Source organism: Thiohalobacter sp. (assembly GCF_027000115.1).
Lineage (GTDB): Bacteria > Pseudomonadota > Gammaproteobacteria > Thiohalobacterales > Thiohalobacteraceae > JALTON01.
In genome coordinates this window covers 24,731-38,602 of sequence record NZ_JALTON010000053.1, presented here as the reverse complement: position 1 = coordinate 38,602, position 13,872 = coordinate 24,731, and the positions used below count along the sequence as shown (strand labels likewise).

15 protein-coding genes are annotated in these 13,872 nt (G+C 67.5%); all 15 read left to right on the top strand.

Annotated features, from left to right (window positions below; translation table 11 throughout):
- Positions 1-15: 15 nt before the first annotated feature.
- The 15 genes from MVF76_RS10130 to MVF76_RS10060 all read left to right on the top strand — a co-directional run bounded on the left by MVF76_RS10130 (position 16) and on the right by MVF76_RS10060 (position 13,846).
- Complete coding sequence (locus MVF76_RS10130) at positions 16-342, top strand: P-II family nitrogen regulator (RefSeq protein WP_297528734.1); 327 nt, start codon at positions 16-18, stop codon at positions 340-342.
- Between the two features lie 36 nt (positions 343-378).
- Complete coding sequence (locus MVF76_RS10125) at positions 379-3,003, top strand: heavy metal translocating P-type ATPase (RefSeq protein WP_297528732.1); 2,625 nt, start codon at positions 379-381, stop codon at positions 3,001-3,003.
- A 37-nt stretch (positions 3,004-3,040) separates the two neighbouring features.
- On the top strand, positions 3,041-3,490 hold the full coding sequence (locus MVF76_RS10120; protein WP_297528730.1) for a MerR family transcriptional regulator: 450 nt from the start codon (positions 3,041-3,043) through the stop codon (positions 3,488-3,490).
- A gap of 76 nt (positions 3,491-3,566) precedes the next feature.
- Positions 3,567-4,874 carry an SAM-dependent methyltransferase gene (locus MVF76_RS10115; protein ID WP_297528728.1) on the top strand — a complete coding sequence of 436 codons (1,308 nt, stop codon included), beginning with the start codon at positions 3,567-3,569 and terminating at the stop codon, positions 4,872-4,874.
- A 22-nt stretch (positions 4,875-4,896) separates the two neighbouring features.
- Entirely contained in the window at positions 4,897-5,169 is a 273-nt protein-coding gene (locus MVF76_RS10110; protein ID WP_297528726.1) for a YHS domain-containing protein, read from the top strand.
- Positions 5,166-5,429 (top strand): DUF5676 family membrane protein, encoded by a 264-nt coding sequence (locus tag MVF76_RS10105; protein ID WP_297528724.1) that lies wholly within the window; start codon positions 5,166-5,168, stop codon positions 5,427-5,429. The genes MVF76_RS10110 and MVF76_RS10105 overlap by 4 nt, the downstream gene beginning before the upstream one ends.
- A gap of 37 nt (positions 5,430-5,466) precedes the next feature.
- On the top strand, positions 5,467-6,057 hold the full coding sequence (petA, locus tag MVF76_RS10100; protein WP_297528723.1) for a ubiquinol-cytochrome c reductase iron-sulfur subunit: 591 nt from the start codon (positions 5,467-5,469) through the stop codon (positions 6,055-6,057).
- The gene (gene glgP / locus MVF76_RS10095) at positions 6,050-7,768 is read left to right on the top strand and encodes an alpha-glucan family phosphorylase (RefSeq protein ID WP_297528721.1); all 1,719 of its coding nucleotides are present in this window, start codon (positions 6,050-6,052) and stop codon (positions 7,766-7,768) included. Before petA ends, glgP begins: the two co-directional genes overlap by 8 nt.
- A 15-nt stretch (positions 7,769-7,783) precedes the next feature.
- Complete coding sequence (locus tag MVF76_RS10090) at positions 7,784-8,386, top strand: hypothetical protein (RefSeq protein ID WP_297528719.1); 603 nt, start codon at positions 7,784-7,786, stop codon at positions 8,384-8,386.
- 35 nt (positions 8,387-8,421) lie between these two features.
- Positions 8,422-9,180, top strand: a complete 759-nt coding sequence (locus MVF76_RS10085) for a YHS domain-containing protein (protein ID WP_297528717.1) — start codon at positions 8,422-8,424, stop codon at positions 9,178-9,180.
- 71 nt (positions 9,181-9,251) lie between these two features.
- The gene (locus MVF76_RS10080) at positions 9,252-10,382 is read left to right on the top strand and encodes an ABC transporter permease (protein WP_297528714.1); all 1,131 of its coding nucleotides are present in this window, start codon (positions 9,252-9,254) and stop codon (positions 10,380-10,382) included.
- A 1-nt stretch (position 10,383) separates the two neighbouring features.
- Positions 10,384-11,493 (top strand): ABC transporter permease, encoded by a 1,110-nt coding sequence (locus MVF76_RS10075; protein ID WP_297528713.1) that lies wholly within the window; start codon positions 10,384-10,386, stop codon positions 11,491-11,493.
- Positions 11,490-12,362, top strand: a complete 873-nt coding sequence (locus MVF76_RS10070) for an ATP-binding cassette domain-containing protein (protein WP_297528711.1) — start codon at positions 11,490-11,492, stop codon at positions 12,360-12,362. Before MVF76_RS10075 ends, MVF76_RS10070 begins: the two co-directional genes overlap by 4 nt.
- Positions 12,355-13,494, top strand: a complete 1,140-nt coding sequence (locus MVF76_RS10065; protein ID WP_297528709.1) for an NAD(P)-binding protein — start codon at positions 12,355-12,357, stop codon at positions 13,492-13,494. The genes MVF76_RS10070 and MVF76_RS10065 overlap by 8 nt, the downstream gene beginning before the upstream one ends.
- A gap of 145 nt (positions 13,495-13,639) precedes the next feature.
- Positions 13,640-13,846 (top strand): hypothetical protein, encoded by a 207-nt coding sequence (locus tag MVF76_RS10060; protein WP_297528707.1) that lies wholly within the window; start codon positions 13,640-13,642, stop codon positions 13,844-13,846.
- Positions 13,847-13,872 lie beyond the last annotated feature (26 nt).

Sequence of the window (13,872 nt, the reverse complement as noted above, 5' to 3'; positions counted from 1 at the left end):
GAACAGGAGACCCTCATGAATTATGCCAAGGTGACTGCAATCGTTCGTTCGGAGAAGCTGGAACGCATCGAGGAGCGGGTGACCGCGGAAGGTGCCCGCGGCATGTCCGTCACCGAAGTGCGCGGATGTGGAGAGCTGAAGGATTTTTTCAACAAGGACTGGCTGGTGAACCATGCGCGCGTGGAGATCTTTACCCGTGCCGATCGCGCCGAGCGCCTTGCGCAGGCAATCATGGAAGAGGCCGCGACAGGCGAGGCCGGCGATGGCATCGTCGCCATCCTCCCGGTCCAGCAGGTTTACCGGATACGGACCCGAGCGCCACTGGTGGAGCCCGGTTCCTGAGTCGAAATATCCAGGGACAAGAACAAGGAGCTGAACATGGCGAAAGACCCAGTTTGTGGTATGCAGGTCGCGGATGACTCACCCTGGCGGGCGGAACATGCCGGGCGCAATTACCTGTTCTGTTCCGAGTCCTGCCTGGAGAAATTCAACAGCAATCCCGGGATCTATGCCGGACCGCCATGGCAGGACCCGGTCTGCGGCATGGAGGTCGGAGAGGAGTCGCCCTGGAAGCTGGATCATTCGGGTGTGACCTTCCACTTCTGCAGCGAGAGCTGCCAGCACAAGTTTTCCGAGGATCCCGAACGCTACCTGCCGAAGTCCGGCGGTGCGGGGCATGCCACAGGCCGACCCTCGGTGGGTGCGTCGTCGACGGATGGCGAAACGGACAGCGAACGGGCGCCTTGCGAAGGCGATGTCTGCGGCATCGACGTGGAAACCATCTACACCTGTCCCATGCACCCGGAGGTGCGGCAGAAGGGGCCGGGCACCTGTCCCAAGTGTGGTATGGCGCTGGAGCCGGAAACGGCGCCGCAGCCCGCGGTCAAGACCGAATACGTCTGTCCCATGCACCCCGAGGTGGTGCAGGACCATCCGGGGAACTGTCCCAAGTGCGGGATGGCGCTGGAACCTCGCACCGTCACGGCGGAGGTCGAGGAGAATCCCGAGCTGATCGACATGACCCGGCGCTTCTGGGTGGGTGCGGTCCTCGCCCTGCCCGTGTTCGTGCTGGCCATGGTGGCGGACCTGGCGCCGCAGTGGTTGCCGTCCGGTCTTTCCATGAAAACGGTCCAGTGGATCGAGTTCGCGCTCGCCACGCCTGTGGTGCTCTGGGGTGGCTGGCCCTTCTTCGTCCGTGGCTGGCAGTCCGTGGTGACCTGGAACCTGAACATGTTCACCCTGATCGGCCTCGGCGTGGCGGTCGCCTGGACCTACAGCGTGGTGGCCCTGATCGCGCCGCAACTGTTCCCGCCCAGCATGCGACATGATGACGGGACCGTCTCGGTGTACTTCGAAGCGGCCGCCGTGATCACGGCCCTAGTGCTGCTGGGGCAGGTGCTGGAGTTGAGGGCACGATCGCGAACCAGCGCCGCTATCCAGATGCTGCTGGGGCTGGCGCCCAGTACCGCCCGTATCGTCCGCGAGGATGGCCGCGAAGAGGACATGCCACTGGACAAGGTCCAGGTCGGCGACCGCCTCCGGGTGCGTCCCGGAGAAAAGATTCCGGTGGACGGCACCGTGCTCGAGGGCAGCAGCACCGTCGACGAGTCGATGGTCACCGGTGAGCCCCTGCCGGTGAAGAAGCAGCCGGGCGATACCGTCATCGGCGCCACCATCAACGGCAATGGCAGCCTGCTCATGCGTGCCGAGAAGGTGGGTGCCGATACCCTGCTGTCGCAGATCGTGCGCATGGTGAGCGAGGCACAGCGCTCGCGCGCGCCCATCCAGAAGCTGGCCGATCAGGTCTCGGCCTGGTTCGTGCCGGCCGTGGTGCTGATCGCAATCGTGGCCTTCGTGGCCTGGTTCAGCATCGGGCCCGAGCCCAGACTCGCCCACGCCATCGTCAATTCCGTCGCCGTACTCATTATTGCCTGTCCCTGCGCTCTGGGCCTGGCGACGCCTATGTCCATCATGGTCGGTACCGGCAAGGGCGCGACCATGGGCGTGCTGTTCAAGGATGCCACCGCGCTCGAGATCATGCGCAAGGTCGATGTGCTGGTGGTGGACAAGACCGGGACCCTGACCGAAGGGCATCCGGAACTGGTCAGCGTGACGCCCGCCGAGGGTTTCGAGGAACAGGCGCTGGTGCGCCTGGCAGCCAGCCTGGAGCGAGGCAGCGAGCATCCATTGGCGGCGGCGATCGTTCGCGGGGCCGAGGCGCGTGCGCTGGAACTCTCGTCGCCGAATGAATTCGAGGCCATCACGGGCAAGGGTGTCAACGGAACCGTCGGGGACAGGCGGGTGGCACTGGGCAATGCGCGGCTGATGGCCGATCTGGGTATCGACTTCGGTGATCTGCCGGCGGTTGCAGAACGGTTGCGGGGCGAGGGTCAAACGGTGATGTTTGTCGCCATCGACGACCGTGCCGCCGGCCTGCTGGGCGTCGCCGACCCCATCAAGCCCACCACGCCCGAGGCCATCGCCGATCTCCACCGGGAAGGGCTGGAGATCGTCATGCTCACGGGGGACAGCCGGACCACCGCCGAGGCCGTCGCACGGAAGCTGAACATCGATCGCGTCGAGGCCGAGGTGCTGCCCGAACAGAAGGTGGAAGTGGTCAAGAAACTGCAGGCCGAGGGCCGCATGGTGGCCATGGCCGGCGACGGCATCAACGACGCCCCGGCGCTGGCCCAGGCCCATGTCGGCATCGCCATGGGCACGGGCACCGATATTGCCATGGAGAGCGCCGGCGTGACCCTGGTCAAGGGGGACCTGCGCGGCATCGTGCGGGCGCGCCGGCTCAGTCGCGCGGTCATGCGCAATATACGCCAGAATCTGTTCTTCGCCTTCATCTACAACTCGCTGGGCGTGCCTGTCGCCGCCGGCGTGCTGTATCCCGCATTCGGTTTGCTGCTGTCACCGATCATCGCCGCCGCTGCCATGAGCTTCAGTTCGGTGTCGGTGATCGCCAATGCCCTGCGGCTGCGGCGCGTGCGACTGTAGCCCGCATGTTGCATCAGTGACCGCTGGTGATGGCGGAATGGCTTCGGGGAACGGAAATCAGGGGCTGACCGTCGCACAGCTGGCGCGTGCCGCGGAGACCACCGTGCACGCGGTGCGTCACTACACCCGTCGTGGTCTGTTGCAGCCGGCTCGCGATCCTGCCAACGGCTATCGTCGCTACCGACCGCGTGATGCCAAGCGGATTCGTTTCCTTCGTCGGGTCCAGCGGCTGGGGTTCAGCCTGAAGGAGATCGCGGAGATCCTGCAGGACGCCGACTCAGGGCGCTCGCCCTGCCCGCGGGTTCGCCGCATTCTCGAGCGGCGGGTGGCGCAGAATCGACAGGTGCTGAATGAGCTGGTCGCGCTGCAGACGCGCATGGAACGTGCACTGGAACGCTGGCAGCACCTGCCGGACGGCGTTCCGGACGGTGATCAGGTGTGCCATCTGATCGAGTCGGAAGACGAACAGGCCATTGCCCCCTCGTGATGTTCGATGTCTTGACCTGGGTGCTGGGCGTAGGTTCCAGACTGTGGGCGTGAGGCGTGAGGCGTGAGGAGGGGATATGAGCGGGATTGCGGAAGAGCCGGCATTCGGGCGGGCGCACAAGCAGAAGGATTTGCGCCTGGGCAAGTATATTGTGACGCAGCTGCTGGCAGGCAGCCGAGCACCGGTTTCAGTGGCGCTTTGGGATGGACAGCAGGTCGCCGGACCGGCCAATGCGCGTTGCCGGATCCTGCTGCGCGATCCCGGAGTGTTGCGCGATCTGATCCTCGTGCGCGACCTGCTGCAGCTCGCCGAGGCCTATCTGGCCGAGCGGGTGGAGGTGGAAGGTGATCTGGAATCCCTGTTCACTCTGGCCGGTCACTTCGAAACGCTGTCATTGCCGTTGGCCAACCGGCTGCGCCTGGCGGGCCGGGCCTGGCGCCTGCCGCGCAGCGGTACCGCTGCTGGGGCTGGCCGGGGCGCCGGGCCGGAACCCAATTCCTCTTCCGCCATCGCCCGCCATTACGATGTCGGCAACGACTTCTATGGCCTATGGCTGGATGCCGAGCGGGTGTACTCCTGCGCCTATTTTCGTGACCCGGACCAGTCCCTGGAGGAGGCCCAGCGCGACAAGCTGGAGTATATCTGCCGCAAGCTGCGGCTGCGACGAGGGCAGCACCTGCTCGACATCGGCTGCGGCTGGGGTGCGCTCGCCTGCTGGGCGGCGCGGCGCCATGGCGCAAAGGTGCATGGGATTACCCTCAGTGAAGAGCAGTATCACTGGGCCCGGGAGCGTGTGCGGACCGAAGGCCTGGAGGGGCAGGTCCGGATCGAATTGCGCGACTATCGTGAACTCGAGGGCAGTGCGGTATATGACCGCATTGTCAGTGTCGGCATGTTCGAACACATCGGAGTGGCCAATTTCCCGCGCTACTTCGAAACGGTGCATCGGCTGCTGCGCCCGGGCGGCCTGTTTCTCAATCACGGGATCACCAGCGAGCATGGCTGGCGGGACACGCCGCTGACCCGGTTCATGAATCGCTACATCTTTCCCGATGGCGAGCTGGCACGGTTCGGGCAGGTTGTCCAGGCCATGGAACAGGCTGGTTTCGAGATCGCCGATGTCGAGAGCCTGCGGCGCCATTACGCCCTGACCCTGCGCCACTGGGTATCCCGCCTCGAGGCCAGCCAGAAGGCAGCCGCGGCCTGCGCCGATCGGCGGACCTGGCGGCTGTGGCGGCTGTACATGGCGGGTTGTGCCCATTATTTCTACGAGGGCAGCATCAACGTCTATCAGATTCTGGGTGGACGGGTGCACGATACCCTGGAGTTGCCGCTGCGACGGGATGACCTGTACCGGGCGTCTCCCGTAGCGGCGGCGGGTTGAACAGCGGAACGGAGGAAGCCTCATGGGAAGTCTGTTGCTGTTCCTTCTTGTCGCGCTCTGCATCTGGATGATGCTGGACATGCATGGCGGTCACGCGGCTGCGGGCAGCACCCTTGGTGCGGGCACCGATCCGGTCTGCGGGATGACGGTCGAAGCCGGACAGGGTTATGCGCGCATGTACTCCGGGCGTCTCTACCGCTTCTGTTCGCGCCGTTGCCTGGAGCGCTTCGACGACGACCCGCAACGTTATATCGGAGGCCCGCAGGGCGATTCGCAACCGGGAGGTGCGCCATGAGTACACGGGTTTCACTGGCAGCGGTGGGTCATGCCACCAGCCTGTTCCTGGCCATTACCTTCGTCTTGTGCGTGGCCTGGGATCTGGCCTTTCCCGACATGGCCATGTACCAGTCCTGGCGTGCGCTGTTGCCGGGTTTCCAGTGGTTGTCGTGGAAAAGTTTTGTCATGGGGCTGATCGAGGCCTATGCCTACGGCTGGTACTTTGCCCTGATCTGGGTGCCGATCCACAACCGGGTAGCGGCACGCGGTCAAGAATGAGGGACTGTCAGCGTTGTCAACATGGAGGAAGGGTGTCATGACGCGAGACAAGGATCGGAGGCGGTTCCTGGTGGCCACCACCATGGTGGTGGGCGGGGCCGGCACGGTGGCGGCGCTGTGGCCGTTCCTGGCTTCCATGTGGCCAAGCGAGAAGGCACGTGTCGCCGGCGCGCCGGTGACGGTGGACATCAGTCGCATCGAGCCCGGGCAGCAGATCACCGTCGAGTGGCGGGGCCGGCCAGTGTGGGTATTGCGCCGCACCCCGGAGATGCTGGCGGCAATGGAAACGCCCGCGCACCGGGCCCGGCTCCGTGATCCCGATTCCGAACTCGCGACCCAGCAGCCACCCTACGCCCGCAATGCCACCCGCTCCATCCATCCCGAGCACCTGGTGGTCATCGGCATCTGCACACACCTGGGTTGCGTGCCGACCTTCCGCCCGGACCTGGCGCCGGAAGATCTGGGGCCCGAGTGGGACGGTGGCTATTTCTGTCCGTGCCATGGCTCGCGCTACGACCTCGCGGGCCGGGTCTACAAGCGGATGCCGGCGCCGAGCAATCTTGTGGTCCCACCTTATCGTTACGTTGCCGACAGCATCGTCGAAATAGGTGTAGACCCCGATGTCTGAGCCTGTTGCCGATCTCCTCGAGCCCTTTGTGCACGGGCCACGGGTAGCCTACTTCAGCATGGAGATCGCACTTCGGGCGGAGATTCCGACCTATGCCGGCGGCCTGGGCGTGCTGGCTGGCGACACTCTGCGCTCCGCGGCCGACCTGGAGCTGCCACTGGTTGGGGTGACCCTGGTGAGCCGACAGGGCTATTTTCGCCAGTCGCTCGACGGCGAGGGCCGTCAGCAGGAGGCGCCGGACCCTTGGGATCCGGCGCAGTGGGCGCGGCCGCTGGATGCACGGGTGGCGCTGGAGATCGGCGGGCGCAAGGTCTGGATCGGGGGCTGGCTGCATGTGCTGGAAGGCCACATGAACGGTCGCCAGCCGGTGATCCTGCTCGACACCGATCTTGCGGAAAACACGCCCGAGGACCGCTGCCTGACCGACTTTCTCTATGGCGGCGATGCGGCCTATCGCCTGCAGCAGGAGATGGTGCTGGGCATCGGTGGCGTGCGCCTGCTGCAGGCGCTGGGGTTCGAGATCCGCCACTACCATCTCAACGAGGGCCATTCGGCCTTCATCGCGCTGGAACTGCTGCGCCGGTTCCGCTATCCGCCGGAGGATCTGCGCCCGGGCGAACTGCCCTACGATCTGCCCCGTGCCCGCGAGCGAATGAGCTTCACCACCCATACGCCGGTCGAGGCCGGGCATGACCGTTTCGACTACGGCCTGGTGCAGCAGGCCTTGGGCGAGCCGGTCGAACCGGCATTGTTGCGCCGGCTGGCCGGCAGCGACCAGCTGAACATGACCCGGCTGGCGCTCAACATGAGCGAGTACGTCAATGGCGTGGCCCGGCGGCATGCCGAGGTGTCCCGCAGCATGTTCCCCGGCTACGAGGTCCACGCCATCACCAATGGCGTGCATCCCTTCACCTGGACCAGCGCGCCATTCCGCCGGCTCTACGATGCGCACATCCCCGGATGGTGCCACGAGCCGGAACTGCTGGCGCGGGTCGATTGCTGCATCGGAGACGATGCCATTCTCGCTGCGCATGCCGAGGCGAAGACGGCCCTGCTCGATCACATCCAGGCCGTGACCGGCCGCACCCTGGATCCGGGCAGGCCCCTGCTGGGCTTTGCCCGGCGCATGACGGCCTACAAGCGTCCCGACCTGCTGTTCTCGGATCTCGGCCGCCTGCGCGCCATTGCCGGGCGTCATCCCTTCCAGATCGTGCTCGCCGGCAAGGCGCATCCGCGCGACGAGGGTGGCAAGCAGCTGATCGCCCGGATCCACACCTGGGCGCGCGAGCTGGGCGAGGCACTGCCGGTGGTCTACCTGCCGGACTACGACATGGCGATGGCACAGGCACTGGTCGCCGGCGTCGACCTGTGGGTCAACACGCCGCTGCGGCCGATGGAGGCCTCCGGGACCAGTGGCATGAAGGCGGCATTCAATGGCGTGCCCAGCCTCAGCGTGCTGGACGGCTGGTGGATAGAGGGTTGCATCGAGGGCGTGACCGGCTGGGCGGTGGGTGACAGTGTGCCGGCGGCGAGCGACGGCGATGCCGAGGCCCTCTACGTCAAGCTGGATGAGGTCGTGTTGCCGCTGTATCACGGTGACCGGTCCGGCTGGGTGGCCGTGATGAAGGGTGCCATCGCCAAGAACGCCAGCTATTTCAACAGCCACCGCATGATGCGGCGCTATGCCACCGAGGCCTACGGGATCCGCTGAGCCGGAGTCATGCCCATGGATCATGCCGTTGCCCTGGTACAGGCCTATCTGCAACTGAATGGTTACTTCACCGTGGCCGAGTATCCGGTGATCGAGGCTGCCGGCCGCCGCAGCTACGAGACGGCGACCGATCTGGACATGCTGGCCTTTCGCTTTCCCGGCGCCGGCCGGCTGGTGCCGGGGCGAGAGGACCAGCCGCTGTTCGCGCCAGATCCTGCGCTCGGCATCGACGGCTCGGAGGCGGACATGCTCATCGGTGAGGTCAAGGAAGGGCACGCCGAACTGAACCGCAATGCGCGCAACCCCGATGTGCTGCGTACCGTACTGGCGCGCTTCGGCTGCTGTGATCTGCGCCATGCGGACCACACCGTGGGCGAGCTGCTGCATGCCGGGCAGGCGGTCACCCACAGCGGCCACCGGGTGCGGCTGATGGCCTTCGGTACCAGCCTGCCCAGTCCACCGCCCCGGCATTACGCAGTGCTGACGCTGGGGCACATGATCGGGTTCATCGAGCAGTATCTGGACAGCTACTGGCCCATGCTGCGCCATGCCCAGTTCAAGCACCCTGCGCTGGGGCTGCTGATGGTGCTGGAAAAGGCGCGGCGTGCGGGGCGGTAACCGCGAGCGGCGTGGCGGCCGCAGCGCCGGCAATCATGAAGGAGGGCATGAACATGGTGCGTGATCCGGTGTGTCTGATGAAGTTTGACCTGCGCGAGGCAGAGGCCATGGCCGTAGTCGACGGGCGGGCCTGGTACTTCTGCAGCGAGGGGTGCCGCGAACACTTTCTCGAGGATACCGAACGCTACCGGGGCAATGCCGAGGGCCAGCGCCTGGCGGTCGGGGTCATGGGCTCGGCCGCGGCCGATCCGGATCCCGCGCTTCAGCGCCAGGCCGAGCGGCTGGGCGAGGCCATCGGCGATGCCGGGCTGATCCTGGTGACCGGAGCCTGTCCCGGGCTTCCCCACGCCTGCGCGCAGGGGGTCCGCAGTCGGGAGGGCCTTTCGGTCGGCATCTCGCCGGCGCTCAGTCTGGACGAGCATCTGTACAAGTATCACTCGCCCGCCGATGCCTTCGACGTCATGGTCTATACCGGCAGTGGCCTGATGGGCCGGGAGGTCACCAACATACGCTCCAGCGACATGGTCATCATCGTTGGCGGACGGTCGGGTACGCTGGGCGAGTTCGCCATCGCCTATGACGAGGGCAAGCTGATCGGCGTCCTCTCCGGCAGTGGCGGCATCACCGATACGCTGCCGGAGGTCATCCGCCAATTCGACAAGGACACTGGGGCCGAGGTCCTGTACGACGCCGATCCCGGGCAGCTGGTCGCACGGCTGATCGATGCCTACAGCCGGCGCCACTTCCGGCGGCCCTCCTGTTTCTGCGGCGATGGCCAGGCCACGGAGGGCTAGCAGATGACGCAGCGGTCGCCACGGCCTGTGGCCTCACGCAGGGCTGCCGATTGCCGGCAGGGGGCGGGGCGGTGACGGGCTGGCTGCTTCGGCAGCTGCGCCTGGAACGCGGCAACACCCTGTTCGCCTGCATCGCCATCGGCACGGCGGTGGCCGTGGTGCTGGTGCTGCAGGGTTTCGAGTCCGGCCTGTACCAGCAGTTGCGACAGGTGGTCATGATGCGCGGCGGGGATCTCATCGTCACCCAGCGCGGCGTGACCAGCTTTCTTGCCAGCCGTTCGACGCTGCGCCAGCTCAGCCGCGGCGAGGTCGAGGCCGTGCCCGGGGTCGCGGCCACCTGGCCGCTCACCCTGGTGCCGCTGATCTACGAACGCCACGGACGCAAGACCCCGATCATGCTGCTGGTGCACGATGGCCGCGGCGGTCCGGGGCCGCTGGTGCAGGGCCGGGGCATAGCGGGGCCGCGGGAGGTGGTGGTCGATGTCTCGCTGCTGGACCTGCAGCACCTGGCGGTGGGCGACACCCTGGAACTGTCCGGATTCGGTTTTCGCATCGTCGGTGCCACGCGCGGGGCCGCTGCCATGTTCACCCCGCTGGTGTTCGTTCGCTACGACGATCTGATCGACTTCTACTTCGAGTCGGACCTGATGGGGGATCTGGCCAGCCTGCCCCTGCTGGGTTACCTGATCGTCGATGCCGCCCCCGGCGTGCCTGCGCAGCGTCTGGCGCAGGCGATCGAGGCCGCGGTGCCGGATGTCAGCGCCTGGCTGCCCGATAGGCTGGCGGAACGCGACGTGACCTTGGGCCGCACCCTGTTCGGGCCGGTCATGACCGTGTTGGTGGCTATCGGCTATCTGATCTGCCTGCTGGTGGTGGCGCTGATCGTGTTCTCGTCGGTGGCGGGGCGCCAGCGGAGCCTCGGACTGATGATGGCGCTCGGCTTCCCGGCCCGCAGTCTGCTGCGGATTCCGCTGCTGGAGGCGCTGCTCCTGACCCTGGCCGCGCTGCCCGTCGGTCTGCTCGCGGCGCTGGCGATCGCGGGGCTGGTGGAGTGGAGCGAGCCGCTGTACCGGGTGGAGGTGACCGGCGCCCGGCTGCTGGCGCAGGTCACGACAGCGACCCTGCTGATTGCGCTGTTCGCGGCACTGGTGCCATTGCGCCTGCTGACGGGCCTGGACCCGATGCGGGTGTTCCGGAGGTGAGATGCTGAACTGGGGCCTCAGAGACCTGTTGCACCAGCCCGGCCGGCCGCTTTCCGGCGCGGTCGCGGTGGCTGCCGCCTTCCTGCTGGTGCTGTTCTTCGATGCCGTGTTCGAGGGCGAGTCCCGGAGCATCGTGGCCTATCCGAGCCATGCCGGCGCCGACGTCTGGGTGATGCAGAAGGGCGTGTCCAACATGCACATGGCCAGCTCCCTGCTGTGGGACTGGAAACTGGACCGCGTGGCGCGGGTGCCCGGCGTGGCGGCGGTCGAGCCCATCCTGTACCTGAACACGGTGGTGTCGGCCGGGGGCCGGGAGTGGTTCACCTATGTGGTGGGCGTCGACCGGGATGCGCGCCGTGCCGGCCCCTGGGCGATGGCCAGCGGCAGGCGCCTGCCCGGTCCCGGCGAGGTGGTGGTGCCCGAGGTGCTGGCACGGATCGCCGGCCTCGGGCCGGGGGATCAGGTAACCCTGCTGGGCCGCGCCCTGCGCATCGTCGGCCTGTCTCGCGGTACCTTCTCCATGGCCAACTCGGTCACCTTCGTCGCCCGCGCGGACCTGGCGGAGCTCATGAACGTCCGTGATGCGGTCAGCTACCTGCTGGTCAGCGCCCGGCCCGGCGTCTCGCCAGCCGAGCTGGCGCAGCGCATCGAGTCGGAGGTCGACAAGGTCAGCGCCCTGCCGGCCGCGATCTTCGTGGCGCGGGATCGGGAAATGGCCATGCAGATGGGCACCGAGGTGATCCGCATCATGACCCTGATCGGCGCCCTGCTGGCCGTGCTGGTGGTGGCGTTCACGGCCTGGCGACAGGTGGTACGGCGCAGCCGGGAGCTGGCCGTGGCGCGGGCGCTGGGGTTCGGCGCCGCGGCCCTGTACGGCGCGGTCATCCTGCAGACCTCGCTGATCACTCTGGCGGGTGTGCTGCTGGCGGCGGCGGGCGGCTGGTGGCTGCTGCCCTGGGTGCCGCAGATCATGCCGCAGATCTCGCTGCTGGTAGATGGTTCCATGCTGCTGTGGCTGGCGGGCGTCGGACTGCCGGTGGCCGTGCTGTCGTCGCTGTGGCCGGCGCGGGCGGTGATGCGGGTCGATCCGCTGGAGGCGTTTCAACGATGACTGCCGCGAACGAACCGGGGCCCATCCTGCAGGCCGAGGGCATCAGCAAGTCCTTCGGCAGCGGGCCGGCCGAGGTGCGAGCGGTGGACGAGGTCAGCCTGCAAGTGGCTCGCGGCGAGCTGGTGCTGATCATGGGGCCGTCGGGTTCCGGCAAGACCACGCTGCTGTCCATGCTGGGGGCATTGCTGACCCCGGACCGGGGGCGGGTCGAGATCGATGGCATCGACGTCACCGCCCTGCCGCCGGGGCGCCGCCCGGCGCTGCGGGCACAACGCATCGGCTTCGTGTTTCAGGCCTTCAATCTGCTGGAGGCGCTGACGGTGGAGGACAATATCCTGTTTCCCGCGCAGCTGGCGCCCGGGGGCGTGGCGGCGGCGCGGCCACGGGCCCGGGAACTGCTGGAACGCTTCGAGCTGCTGGAGCGGCGCCACGCCCTGCCGGCAACCCTCTCCGGTGGCGAGCAGCAGCGGGTGGCCATTGCCCGCGCCCTGGTCAATCGCCCGCCGCTGATCCTTGCCGACGAGCCGACCGGCAATCTGGATTCGCAGAAGGGACAGGAGGTGGTCATGCTGCTGCACGACATTGCCCGCGACGAGGGACGGGCGGTAGTCATGGTCACCCACGATCCGCGGGTCGAGGACGTGGCGGACCGGATCCTCTGGCTCGAGGACGGGGCCCTCCGCGATCGCCGGAGCGAACCGCACCACTGGGTCCGTGACCCCGTGTGCGGCATGCGGGTGGACGAATGGACCGCCAGCGAACGCCTCGAAATCGGGGGCCGTTCGGTGGTGTTCTGCTCGAAACGGTGCCGGGAGCGTTTCGCGGCCGATCCCCGGCGTTACCTGGGACAGGTGAACGCGGATGGCTGAGGCGGGCGGGCAGGTGGTGGAGATCGTTGGCGCGGGTCCGGCCGGGCTGGCGGCGGCGCTGGCGGTGCGTGCCGCGGGGCGTGAGGCCGTGGTCCACGAGCGCCGGGCCGATGTCGGGCTGCGCTTTCATGGCGATTTCCAGGGCCTGGAGAACTGGACAACCCCCGGAGACGTGCTCGACGAGCTGGCCGCTGCCGGGATTGTGCCCGAGTTCGGGCAGGTTCCCTTTCACGAGGTCACGCTGTTCGATCCGGATGGCGTGCCGCGGCTGTTTCGCTCCGAGGCGCCGCTGTTCCATCTGCTGCGCCGCGGCCCCGGTCCCGGCACCCTGGATGCGGCGCTCAAGGCCCAGGCGCTCGCGGCGGGCGCCGAACTGCGCTTCGGTGACACGGTGTCGCGTCTGCCGCAGGGCGGCATCGTGACCGAGGGGCCGCACCGGGCCGATGCCATCGCCGCAGGCTGGCTGTTCGAGACCGACATGGCGGACGCCGCCTATGCCGCCATCTCCGATCGCCTGGCGCCAAAGGGCTACGCCTACCTGCTGATCCAGGGCGGGCAGGGTACCCTGGCCAGCTGTCTGTTCGACGATTTCCATCGCGAGCGCGAGTACGTGGCGCGGGTCGAGGCATTCTTCCGCGCCCGCGTGGGCCTGGTGATGCGCAACCCGCGCCGCTTCGGCGGCAGCGGCAACTTCTTCCTGCCGCGCACCGCCCGCAAGGGCAATATCCTCTACGCCGGCGAGGCGGCCGGCTTCCAGGACCCGCTGTTCGGGTTCGGTCTCCGCAGCGCGCTGCTCAGTGGCGCGGCCGCCGGGCGGGCGCTGGCCGCCGGCCGGCCCGCGGACTACGAGACCTTCTGGCGCGAGCGCCTGCGCCCCCGGCAGGAAACCGCGGCCACCAACCGCTGGCTCTACGAGCGCCTGGGTGATCGCGGCTATCGTGCCGTCATCCATCGTTTTCCGGCGGATGGCGATCCGCGCGACTATCTGCGCCGGGCCTACGCGCCCCGGCTGCTCAAGCGGCTGTGGTATCGCGCCTGGGTCGGTCGGCGCCAGCAGCCGCTGCTGCAGCCACACCCGGGATGTGACTGTACCTGGTGCCGCTGTCGTCATCTGGCGGAGGGCCGCTCCTGAACGGCGTTGCCGGCTATCCCGCCACCGGGCAGGTCCGCTGCCACGGTACCGCCGGCCACGAGGCGCCCTGTGCGGGCAGTGGGCAGAAGCCGGGGCGCCATTGCCGTGTATGGGTGGTTGTCGACGACGAGGAGGGACTGCGACCATGAACCGAAGCCGGATAGAGCAGGAAGCGGAATGCCTGGGCATTGAATTCACGGCGGAGCAGCCCGATGTGCTCCTGGTCCGGCGCATCCAGGGCGCGTCCGGCCAGCCCATGTGTTGCGGCACCGATGAACGCGAGGGCTGTCGCAAGCGGGACTGCCGCTGGCGCACGACCTGTTACGGTCTGGTCGCCTTCTGGCTGCGCTGAGCGCAGCGATCCATTCCAGGGCCGAA

What these genes read in the sequence shown, in the direction of transcription:
- glgP (WP_297528721.1), top strand. Translation starts at nt 6,050, where the DNA reads ATGTCTGAGCCTGTTGCCGATCTCCTCGAGCCCTTTGTGCACGGGCCA.
- MVF76_RS10075 (WP_297528713.1), top strand. Translation starts at nt 10,384, where the DNA reads ATGCTGAACTGGGGCCTCAGAGACCTGTTGCACCAGCCCGGCCGGCCG.
- MVF76_RS10065 (WP_297528709.1), top strand. Translation starts at nt 12,355, where the DNA reads ATGGCTGAGGCGGGCGGGCAGGTGGTGGAGATCGTTGGCGCGGGTCCG.
- MVF76_RS10085 (WP_297528717.1), top strand. Translation starts at nt 8,422, where the DNA reads ATGAAGGAGGGCATGAACATGGTGCGTGATCCGGTGTGTCTGATGAAG.
- MVF76_RS10125 (WP_297528732.1), top strand. Translation starts at nt 379, where the DNA reads ATGGCGAAAGACCCAGTTTGTGGTATGCAGGTCGCGGATGACTCACCC.
- MVF76_RS10090 (WP_297528719.1), top strand. Translation starts at nt 7,784, where the DNA reads ATGGATCATGCCGTTGCCCTGGTACAGGCCTATCTGCAACTGAATGGT.
- MVF76_RS10120 (WP_297528730.1), top strand. Translation starts at nt 3,041, where the DNA reads ATGGCTTCGGGGAACGGAAATCAGGGGCTGACCGTCGCACAGCTGGCG.
- MVF76_RS10130 (WP_297528734.1), top strand. Translation starts at nt 16, where the DNA reads ATGAATTATGCCAAGGTGACTGCAATCGTTCGTTCGGAGAAGCTGGAA.
- MVF76_RS10115 (WP_297528728.1), top strand. Translation starts at nt 3,567, where the DNA reads ATGAGCGGGATTGCGGAAGAGCCGGCATTCGGGCGGGCGCACAAGCAG.
- MVF76_RS10105 (WP_297528724.1), top strand. Translation starts at nt 5,166, where the DNA reads ATGAGTACACGGGTTTCACTGGCAGCGGTGGGTCATGCCACCAGCCTG.
- MVF76_RS10060 (WP_297528707.1), top strand. Translation starts at nt 13,640, where the DNA reads ATGAACCGAAGCCGGATAGAGCAGGAAGCGGAATGCCTGGGCATTGAA.
- MVF76_RS10070 (WP_297528711.1), top strand. Translation starts at nt 11,490, where the DNA reads ATGACTGCCGCGAACGAACCGGGGCCCATCCTGCAGGCCGAGGGCATC.
- MVF76_RS10110 (WP_297528726.1), top strand. Translation starts at nt 4,897, where the DNA reads ATGGGAAGTCTGTTGCTGTTCCTTCTTGTCGCGCTCTGCATCTGGATG.
- petA (WP_297528723.1), top strand. Translation starts at nt 5,467, where the DNA reads ATGACGCGAGACAAGGATCGGAGGCGGTTCCTGGTGGCCACCACCATG.